6 protein-coding genes are annotated in these 8,927 nt (G+C 73.2%); 2 read left to right on the top strand and 4 right to left on the bottom strand.

Annotated elements, in window-relative coordinates; all coding sequences use genetic code 11:
- Positions 1–252: 252 nt before the first annotated feature.
- A complete protein-coding gene (locus AB0959_RS17410) occupies positions 253–960 on the bottom strand; it encodes an AAA family ATPase (RefSeq protein WP_366827269.1) in 708 nt (235 codons plus the stop codon).
- Between the two features lie 196 nt (positions 961–1,156).
- Between AB0959_RS17410 and AB0959_RS17415 the strand changes: the two genes are divergently transcribed.
- Positions 1,157–1,501: a WhiB family transcriptional regulator gene (locus AB0959_RS17415; protein WP_366827271.1), complete on the top strand. Its 345-nt coding sequence runs from the start codon at positions 1,157–1,159 to the stop codon at positions 1,499–1,501.
- Between the two features lie 65 nt (positions 1,502–1,566).
- Here the strand turns inward: AB0959_RS17415 and AB0959_RS17420 are convergent, their stop codons facing one another.
- Positions 1,567–2,670: a hypothetical protein gene (locus AB0959_RS17420; RefSeq protein WP_366827272.1), complete on the bottom strand. Its 1,104-nt coding sequence runs from the start codon at positions 2,668–2,670 to the stop codon at positions 1,567–1,569.
- A gap of 314 nt (positions 2,671–2,984) precedes the next feature.
- Between AB0959_RS17420 and AB0959_RS17425 the strand changes: the two genes are divergently transcribed.
- On the top strand, positions 2,985–4,343 hold the full coding sequence (locus AB0959_RS17425; RefSeq protein ID WP_366827273.1) for an RICIN domain-containing protein: 1,359 nt from the start codon (positions 2,985–2,987) through the stop codon (positions 4,341–4,343).
- Positions 4,344–4,417: 74 nt separating this feature from the next.
- On the opposite strand, the gene AB0959_RS17430 is transcribed toward AB0959_RS17425, so the two are convergent.
- The gene (locus AB0959_RS17430) at positions 4,418–5,599 is read right to left on the bottom strand and encodes a mannose-binding protein (protein ID WP_366827274.1); all 1,182 of its coding nucleotides are present in this window, start codon (positions 5,597–5,599) and stop codon (positions 4,418–4,420) included.
- Between the two features lie 32 nt (positions 5,600–5,631).
- On the bottom strand, positions 5,632–8,745 hold the full coding sequence (locus AB0959_RS17435; RefSeq protein ID WP_366827275.1) for a hypothetical protein: 3,114 nt from the start codon (positions 8,743–8,745) through the stop codon (positions 5,632–5,634).
- Positions 8,746–8,927: the final 182 nt, after the last annotated feature.

The following is an 8,927-nucleotide window of genomic DNA, read 5'->3' on the forward strand; positions in this document are numbered from 1 at the left end:
GGTGCGCCGCCGTCATGCGGTGCGCCGCCGTCATGCGGTGCGCCGCCGTCATGCGGTGCGCCGCCGTCATGCGGTGCGCCGCCGTCATGCGGTGCGCCGCCGTCATGCGGTGCGCAGCTGTCATGCGGTGCGCCGCGGATACGGCAGCACTGACACAACCGACGCTAGGAAGCCCCGGACACGGCGGGAATCCGGCTGGCCGGTGGACGTGGGGTGCACTCAGGCCCCTTGCGGGATCCGCGCGGCCGGCCCTCAGTCGAGGACGTGGCGCAGATAGGCGTGGGGGTCGTCGAGGTAGCGGCGCCAGTGGTCGACCAGGGCCAGCTCGCGCCACTCGACACGGCGCAGACCGTGCTCGCCGACCTCGACGATGTCGGCGCCGGGCAGCGCGGTCAGCAGCGGGGAGTGGGTGGCGCAGACGACCTGGCCGCCCATCTTCGCCATGTCGTGGACGTGCCCGAGGAGTTCGAGGCAGGAGGTGAAGGACAGCGCCGCCTCCGGCTCGTCCATGACGTACAGGCCGGGCTGGAGGAAGGAGCCCCGGAAGGCGGCGAGGAAGCCCTCACCGTGGCTGACCGAGTCGGGCGCGTACCCCTCCCGGCTCAGCGCGTCCATCGCCGTCTCCGCGCGCAGGAAGAAGCCCTTGCGGGCCGACCAGCTGCTCAGCATGCGCCGTCCGCGCGGCGCGGCGTCGAAGCGGACGCGCTCGCCGAGCGTCGACCTGCCCCGCTGACTGGCGTAGCGCCAGTCGTGCGAACCGCCCCAGGGGTCCAGCCCGAAGCCCTCCGCCAGGGCCTCGACCAGCGTCGACTTGCCCGAGCCGTTCTCGCCGACGAGGAACGTCACCGGCGCGGTGAAGCGCAGCCCGTCCGTGAGGAGATCGCGCACGCAGGGCAGGGACCACGGCCACGTCCCCTCGTCGTGCGAGTCCACGTGTGCGTACGCGCGTTCGACGATCATGCGGTGAGTCTGCCATGACGTGGGCCGGGAGCAGCGCATGCCGTATGCCGGGAGCAGCGGTGGATGGCAGTTGTGTGAAGACACGGCACGGGGGTGGCTTCCGGCGAACCCGGCGGCCGTGGAACGCGTCGAGCAACACGAACCGGCTCTCGCGGTGAGGGACCGGCGACCGCTGTCCGCGGAGGAGACACAGAGCATGAGCCACCACCGGGACCACCGGGATCTCCCCATGCCCCCGCTGACGGGAGGCGAACCGTGCACGACCACCTACGGGTTCTTCCTCGACAGCTACGACCCGCACAGCGGTGAGGTGGTGGCGGCCGCGACGATGTGCCGCCGCTGTCCGCTGGTCCGGGCGTGCTTCGTGTGGGCGCTGGCCAACCCGGCGATGTCGACGGACGGCATCTGGGGTGCCACGACCCCGCCGCAGCGCAGGGAGCTCCGCAGACGGCTACGGCACCGCCTGGGCTCCCAGTCGATGAGACGGACGCTCAGAGCGGAGTACGCCAGAGCCGTGGCGGCGCTGCCCAGATCCTCGTAGCGGCGGGGCCGCGCGGGAGGGGCGGCTTCGCGGGAGGGGCGGCTTCGCGGGAGTGTCGCTGCCGGTCACGTCCGTGTGGCGGTCCCGCATCCCTCGTCGCGGTCCTTCCGCATGCGCTCGTCCATCGAGTCGCTCCGGTCGTACGGGTCGACCTCGGCGCCGTCCCCGGGACCCGAGGTCGCCTGCTCGGCGCTGAACTCGGGCGTGAGGTAGCCGGTGAAGGTGTCGCAGCCGCCGTTGGCGGTGTCCACCTTGTAGGAGACGAGGGAGAGTGTCCCCTTCTCGGTCACCACCTTCGCCGGGTCGTCCCAGCTCATCACGACCTCGCGGCGCACGATGGTGCGCGCGACCTCGTCACTTCCTCCCGCGGCGCGTACGACCGGGTAGACGTACGTGACATCGGTGGTCACCTCGACCGCGCCGCGCTCGCCCTCGCGGTAGGTGACCCGTCCCCGCGTCTTGATCACGTCCCCGACGAGCCGCACCTTCGACGTGTCGAACCGGCTGAACAGCAGCAACGGGTCGTCCTCCCGGCTGGGGGCGCGGAACGCCGTCGCCAGGAAGTCGGCGACGTCCTTCTGGTGCGGGTTGATCAACGCGATCGCCTTCCGCGGCCGTTCCCCGCGCAGCACACCGGGATCCAGGCTGGACTCGACGAGGAAGTCCCGGCTCCGGGCGAGCGCCTGCGCGACCTGGTCCTTGTTCATCCAGCCGGTCGCCCGTGCCGCGGGCAGGCTGATCCCCGCCGTGCCGTCGGCCCACCGCTCCGCGGGCGAGCCCCTGAACGGATGGTCCACCGTGGGCAGTTGGTCCGCCGCCGCGGTCGCCGGCGGCTTGTCCGGACGGTTCGTCTCCGCCGCGAGCGGCGCGTCGTCGCCGCCTCCGTCTCCGCCCGGGAGCCAGCCGGCCACCCGTCCCGGAGCCAGTGCCACGACCAGCAGACCGACCGCGACCAGCAGACCGGCCACGTACCAGATCTTGTTCCGTCGCCGCCGGACCGGCTGGTGGGTCCGCCAGCCCTCCGGCGTGCCGGGCTCCTCCCGCAGCCGCCGCGCCACCATCCGGGCCCGCGCGGACGGCTCCTCGGGCGCGTCCTTGGTCCCGGCCTCGGCCTCCCGAAGGAAGCGCTCCCACTCCTCGTCCGGTATGGACGACCCGTCCTTGGCCACGATGCGTCCCTGCCCCCTCCTACGCACCCCGGCCCCTCCCCCGGGGCCGCTTGTCGGGGTGCATCATCACACGCGCGTACGACTCGTGACGGGTCGGCCCCGCGCCAGTGGGCTCCGTGTGGTCCCGTATCGAACAACCAGACAACCGGACAGCCAACCGCCAAGGAGCAACGTTCAGTTGTCGGTGTGTTCACGATCGGGGTAGACCTTGAGGCCGACTGATGCCGTTGTGCCATGAGGGGAAACACGGAATGGGCGCTCAGCGAAACACGGGAGACGGGACGAGACCCGGACCCGCCGGAGGCTTACCCTATGTGCGGGTCGCGGTCCCCCTGCCGGTCTCCTCGGAGCCCCCTGAAGGCGCTCTGACCCCGGGTGACACCGCCGTCGCTCCAGCGGGCCGGGAGGCCGAGGGCTCACGCGCGACGGCCACCGCGAGCGGGGCCGACGTGGGCCGGGCCGACGTGAGCGGGGCCACCGTGAGCCGGTCAGGCGCCGAGCAGGCGGACGGGGAGCGGGAGAAGGGCGAGGAGCGGGAGAAGGGCGAGGAGCGGGAGAAGGCCGGGGGAACGGAAGCCGCAGCGGAGGGCACTGCGGAAGGCACAGCGGTCTCGGCGCGGGCCCGGAGCCAGGAGTCCGAGGGTGCGGAGTCGCCGGAGGGTCGGAAGGAGCCGGAGGGGGTGGTGTCCTCGGCCTTCGCGACGGCGGACGGAGGCGGTTCACCGGCCGACGCCACCGACGCCACCGACGCCGCTGGCACCGCTGGCACCGCCCACGCCGCGACAGCCGCCCACAAAGGCCCGAAGAAGCCGATGCTGGCCGCCGCCGCCATGGTCGGGGCGGTGCTCATAGCCGTTCCGTTCCTCCTGCTCGGGGGCGGAAACGACGACGACAAGAAGCAGAACACGTCGCGCGATGCGTCCGACACGGTCCTGGACGCGGGTGCCGCGGCCGGCGGACCGAGCGACTACGCCACCGAGAGCCCCTCCCCCACGCCGAGTAAGAAGCCGTCGGAGAAGCCGAAGTCGGAGAAGAAGGGGACAGCCTCGTCTCCGTCACCCGCGGACAGGTCCGCTGCATCCGGCGCCACGGCTGGAGCCGGAGCCGGCCAGAGCAAGAGCGAGAGCGAGAGCAAGACCAGGAAGAGCGGCAGCTCCACGTCGTCCGGCAGTGCCCGCGCCGCGGCCAACGCCGCCTCCAGCGCCACCAAGGTCCTGATCAAGAACGTGACGACAGCCATGTGCGCCGATGTCCCCAACTTCGGTGACGGGCGCGACGCGGACCCGGTCAACCAGTACTCCTGCGCCAACTCCGCCTCGGACAACCAGCTGTGGAACCTTCAGGTGCGCTCCCGCGGCGGCGGCCCCCGAGGAGCCCACCTCTTCCGGATCACCAACAACAAGGGCGGACTGTGCATGGACCTGCCCGACTACGGCGCCAAGCCGGCCGGGACGGCGGTCTCCCTCGCGCACTGCAACTCCACCAACAACGACAACCAGTTGTGGTGGCTCGACCCGCGAGCGGACGGAACCTACTGGATCCGCAACTTCGCGAGCGGCGGCCTGTGCCTGGACGTGAGCGGCTTCGCCACCGGGGGTTCCGACGCCCGTCTCACCCTCTATCACTGCAACGACAGCACGAGGGCGGACGACCATCACTGGTCCTTCGTCTGATCCGGTGGCCGGCGTCGGCGGTCGCACCGCCGACGCCGGTCAAGCACGACGCCGGTCAAGCACACGGCTCCCGGTCAGGTGGACCAGGTCACCTTGGACCCGTCCTTGATGACCACCTTGCCGTCCTTCCGCAGGATCAGCTTCGCGCCCGGGTGACCCCAGACGTCCGCCCCCCATATGGGCTTGTCCTCGCCGTTGTGGATCACGAGGTTGCCGTCCGTCTGGAACCGGGCCGTGTGTCCCTTTCCGAAGGTCATGGAGGCCCAGGTCGCGCGGCCGTTCTCGTTGTAGACGACGAGGTTGCCGTCCTCCTGCATGACCATCTTGATCCGGTTCGTGCTCCAGGACTCGCCGACGGAGAGCGTGCTCGGGGCCGTCACGGACGTACTCGTCCAGACCGGCGTCCTGGGCCGCGTCTCCTTCTTCTCCTGCGGCGTGGCCTTCGGGGAGCTCTTGGCGGCGGGGGTCGCCTTGGGCTTCGGTTCGGCGGCCGCGGCAGGCGGCTTCGCCGCGGCGCTCTTCGACGGCTTCTTGCTCGGGGTGGGGGACGGGCTCTCGGTGGCGTAGTCGCCCGGCCCTCCGGCAGGGGCACCCGCGTCCAGGACCGTGTCGGACGCCGTGTTCGACGTGTTCTGCTTCTTGTCGTTGTCGTTTCCGCCCCCGAGCAGGAGGAAGGGAACGGCTATGAGCACCGCCCCGACCATGGCCGCGGCGGCCAGCATCGGTTTCTTCGGCCCCTTGCGCGGCGTCTCCTGGCCCACGGCCGCGCCCACACCCATGGCGCCACCGCCCTGCGCCGCCTCGGCCGTGTCCGCATCCGCATCCGCGTCCGCGCCGACGGCGTTAGTGGTCGCCTTGGTGGCGGTCGCCTTGGTGGCGGTCGCCTTGGAGGTGGTTGCCTCGGTGGTGGTTGCCTCGGTGGTGGCGGGGGTCGCCCCGGTGGTGGTGGTCACGGCCTCGGCCTGCGCCTCTTCGGCCGTACGGGTGTCCCCGCCGGCGCCGACGGGCTCGGCGCGCTCGCCCTCGCCCTCGGCCTCGGCCTCGGCCGGCTCGCTCCGCCGGGCAGGGGGCTGGGCACCCGCGGTGGGCGGCGTGCCCGCCGCTCCGCTGTCTCCGCCGCGCGGGGCCAGGGCGTCGCCCGGGTCCTTGGCCGAACCCTGGATCGCCACCGCCCTGCGGATCGCTAACGCGGACTCGCGGGGCGTGCCCGGTGTGCTCGGCGGTGTGCTGCCGGAGGGGTCATGCTGACGCGCCATTCGACTTCCTTACTCATGTCGGCGGTTCGGTGTCAGGCCGGCCCGGTGCCGAAGGGCCCGATGCAGCGCACCGGCCACTGGTCGACGCTCGCCGGGGCCGACCGTCCGCGCACGGCTTCGTCCAGCCGGGTGAGCGCGGCACGGTCGGCGTCCGGGTCGGGCCTCATGGGGAGGTGGGGGGACAGTTCGCGCAGGAAGATCTGTACGGAGGAGTCGGCCCGGCGTACGTCCAGGACCCGGAAGGGAGTTCCGGGGGCGAACACCACTTCCTCGGGCCCTCCGCCGGTGTCGAGCAGTTGCCGTACGCGGCGAGCTGCGACCGACCAGACGACGTAACTGGCACCCGCCGTCATGGCCGGGCGCGTGGGGTCGAGAGGAGTGACGCTCACCAGGGCCGGATCGCGGAGCAACGCCCCGGGACGTGGTACGGGGAGGTCGGGGGCGGAGCCCGTGCCGCGCAGCACCACGCCCCGGTAGGAGGGCAAACGGTTCAGCGCCGACGCCAGGCACGCCGCGTACGGCGACATCTCCTCCTCGTACGAGCGCAGCGCACGGGTCACCGCCTCGTGGCTCAACCGTCCTTCCTCGCTGTGCAGGTACAGCCTCAACGCGATCAGATCGGCGCGGGCGGCTTCCTGCTCCTTGCCGCGCAACGCGGGCATACGGGCGAGCGACCGCGCGACGGCCGCGCCGTGCCGGTCCCACTCCGCGTCCGCCATCGCCCGGAAGGCGCTGCGTTCGGATTCGGTACTGCGGTGGCCCGGGCCGAACGGGACCGGAGGCAAGGGGGTGTCGAGTTGTTCGTCCGGGGCGATGTCCGGGGTCGGGACGGGCCTCGGGTCCGGGGTCGGGACGGGCCTCGGGTCAGGGGTCGGGGCGGTCCTCGGGTCCGGGGTCGGGGCGGTCCTCGGTTCCGGCTTCGGGTCCGGCATCGGGTCCGGCTTCGGGGCGGGCTTCGAGTCCGGCCGCGGGTCCGACTTCGAGGCAGGCTTCGAGTCCGCAGCCTCGTCCGGGAGAGTCCTTGTCGGAGGAGTCCGGCCCGCCGACTCCTGGGGGGCGCCTTGCCGCTCTGCGGGCCGTCGGCGCGCCACAGGCTTTTGGGCGGGCTCAGGAGCGGATTCCGTGGCGGGTACGGACCGGTTTCGGACCCGCGCCTGCTCCAGCTCCGGTTCTGGTTCCGGAGACCGCGCCGGCTCCGGCTCCGGCACGGGCGTCGGGGCCGCGGGCTCCCGACCTTCACGGCCGGTGGCCGCCGTCGTGTCCGGAGACGGCTTCGGAGACGGCTTCGGAGACGGCGTGGGCACAGGGGAGGACACGGGTGCGGGCACGGCTGCGGACGAGGTGGCCGTACTGGACGTCCCCGGTCGGGGAACGGGATCCGCCTCCGGCTCCTCACCGGAGATGCCCGGCGAGCGCGTGCCCTCGGTGCGCTCGGCGCGCTCGGCGGCCTCGGCGGCCTCGGCGGCCTCGGCGGCCTCCGCACGCTCGGCCCTTTCGGGCAGCGGAGAGCGAGGCCCCGGGCTTCCCGGAGCACCAGTGGCCCTGGCCTCCCCCGACACCTCGGGCAACCCCGAACCGACAGGCGAACCCACGCCCCCGGCCGGCACCGCCCCCGCAGACCCCGCAGGCCCCGCGGGTGACTCCGCCTCAGGTGCCCCCGGTCGCACCGGCGTCCTGGTCGGGGCCGTCGGGGCCGTCGTGGCCGGGGCGAAGCGGATGGTGCGGAGGCCCTGTGCCGCGGCCAGGCGGCGCAGTTCGCGGCCACCGTCCTGGGGGACACCGTGGACCTGCAGGGTCGCGCGCTCGCGCAGGTCGGGCGCGAGGGTGCCCAGCAGGCCCGACAGCGCCGGCCACAGGGAGCTGTCCAGCCGCTCGCCCGGGCTGCCGACCTCGACGAGCGGACCGGCCGGGCTCACCTGACGGGTCGTGTGGGGCAGCCGGGCGCCGCCGCGCGCGCCGACCCACAGGCCCGCCCTGGTGACCGTGACCTGCCACTGCTCGGACAGATCGACCACGCCCTCCTCCGGCCGGGTGGCCCCCGGTACCGGAGGGGTCCAGCGCAACAGCCGGGGAGGCGGAGCCTGTTCGGCGCCCCGGGCCGGTTGGCACATGACGGCGTCCACGAACGGCAGCCACTGGGGCGTTCCGTCGGCTCCGACCAGCACGGACCGTACGAAGTAGTTCCCCAGCGGGCGACCGGCGGCGATGAGGGGCAGGCCGGTCATCAGCTCCACCTCGGCGTCCAGCCGGTCGGACACCGACTGGGCGAGGGACAGCAGATCGCGCCGGCCGCCCGGGACGAGTCGTACGGCGGACCTGACCGGCTCCGGCAGCGCGGCGAGCAGGTCGGCGACCTCCCCCGCCGCGACGTCCTCGCCGTACGGCACGCCGACCACCACCGCCGGGCTCCGGGGATCGACCGGCACGGAGTGGTACAGGTCCCCCGGCCGGGTCGCGGCGGCCTCGGCGGGGCGCACCAGGAGCCCGGCCGGGATCTGTTCCACCACGCACCCGCCGTCCGTGCCCGCCGGCACCCCGCTCAGCGCGGTCTGCCACGACGGCGCGGGGCTGCGGGGGCCGAGCGGCTCCGGTCTCGCTCCCGGCGCGAACCGCCACCAGCCGCCGTCGGCTCCCGGCCCCGGCGCCCCCACGGGGACGGCGGGGACGAAGAGCGAGCCGCCCGGCACGAAGAGGGGCGGCCCGTCCGGGGCGTTCACCTCGAACCCCCAGGCGTCCGCGATACGGCGTGCCGTGGCGGGCCGCTCCACGCGGTCGAGACCGGCGCCGGCCATGACCAGCCGTACGGTTTCGGTGCCCTCGTCGCGTAAGGAGTCGAGCAGTTCGCTCAGCCGGGGCCAGAAGGTGTCGGCGCCCGCGCTCTCGGTGCCCGCGATCACGGTCACGGTCCCGTCGTCCGAGCGCTGACCGCGGGCCAGGTCCGCGATGTCGGTCGGGCTCAGGGCGTCGTCCGACGGGGAACGGAGCAGCAGCAGACCCTCGTAGTCCTCGACGAGGACCGCCTCGGCCGACTCCGCCACGTCGGCCGCCACGTCGCCGAGGGGCGCCGCGCGGCCCCGCTCGCGGCCCGTCGTGGGCGAAGGCCTGCCACCGCGGCGCCGGCCGAAGGCACCGCCCCAGCGGCTCACTTCCGGCCCCCGGCCGGCTTTCCGGATCGGTACGGGTACGGGTTCTCGCTCATGTGCCCTTCGGTCACCAGACAGGGGTCGGCCAAGGCCGCGACTCTACGGACTGAAGATGGAGAGGGGATGACCGGGAGATCAACCCACGTCGTCTCCGGATGCCTCGTCAACTTCCTTGTGCTGCAAGA

The sequence above is a fragment of the Streptomyces sp. NPDC046862 genome (assembly GCF_040704615.1).
Lineage (GTDB): Bacteria > Actinomycetota > Actinomycetes > Streptomycetales > Streptomycetaceae > Streptomyces.

What these genes read in the sequence shown, in the direction of transcription:
- AB0959_RS17410 (WP_366827269.1), bottom strand. Translation starts at nt 960, where the DNA reads ATGATCGTCGAACGCGCGTACGCACACGTGGACTCGCACGACGAGGGG.
- AB0959_RS17430 (WP_366827274.1), bottom strand. Translation starts at nt 5,599, where the DNA reads ATGGCGCGTCAGCATGACCCCTCCGGCAGCACACCGCCGAGCACACCG.
- AB0959_RS17415 (WP_366827271.1), top strand. Translation starts at nt 1,157, where the DNA reads ATGAGCCACCACCGGGACCACCGGGATCTCCCCATGCCCCCGCTGACG.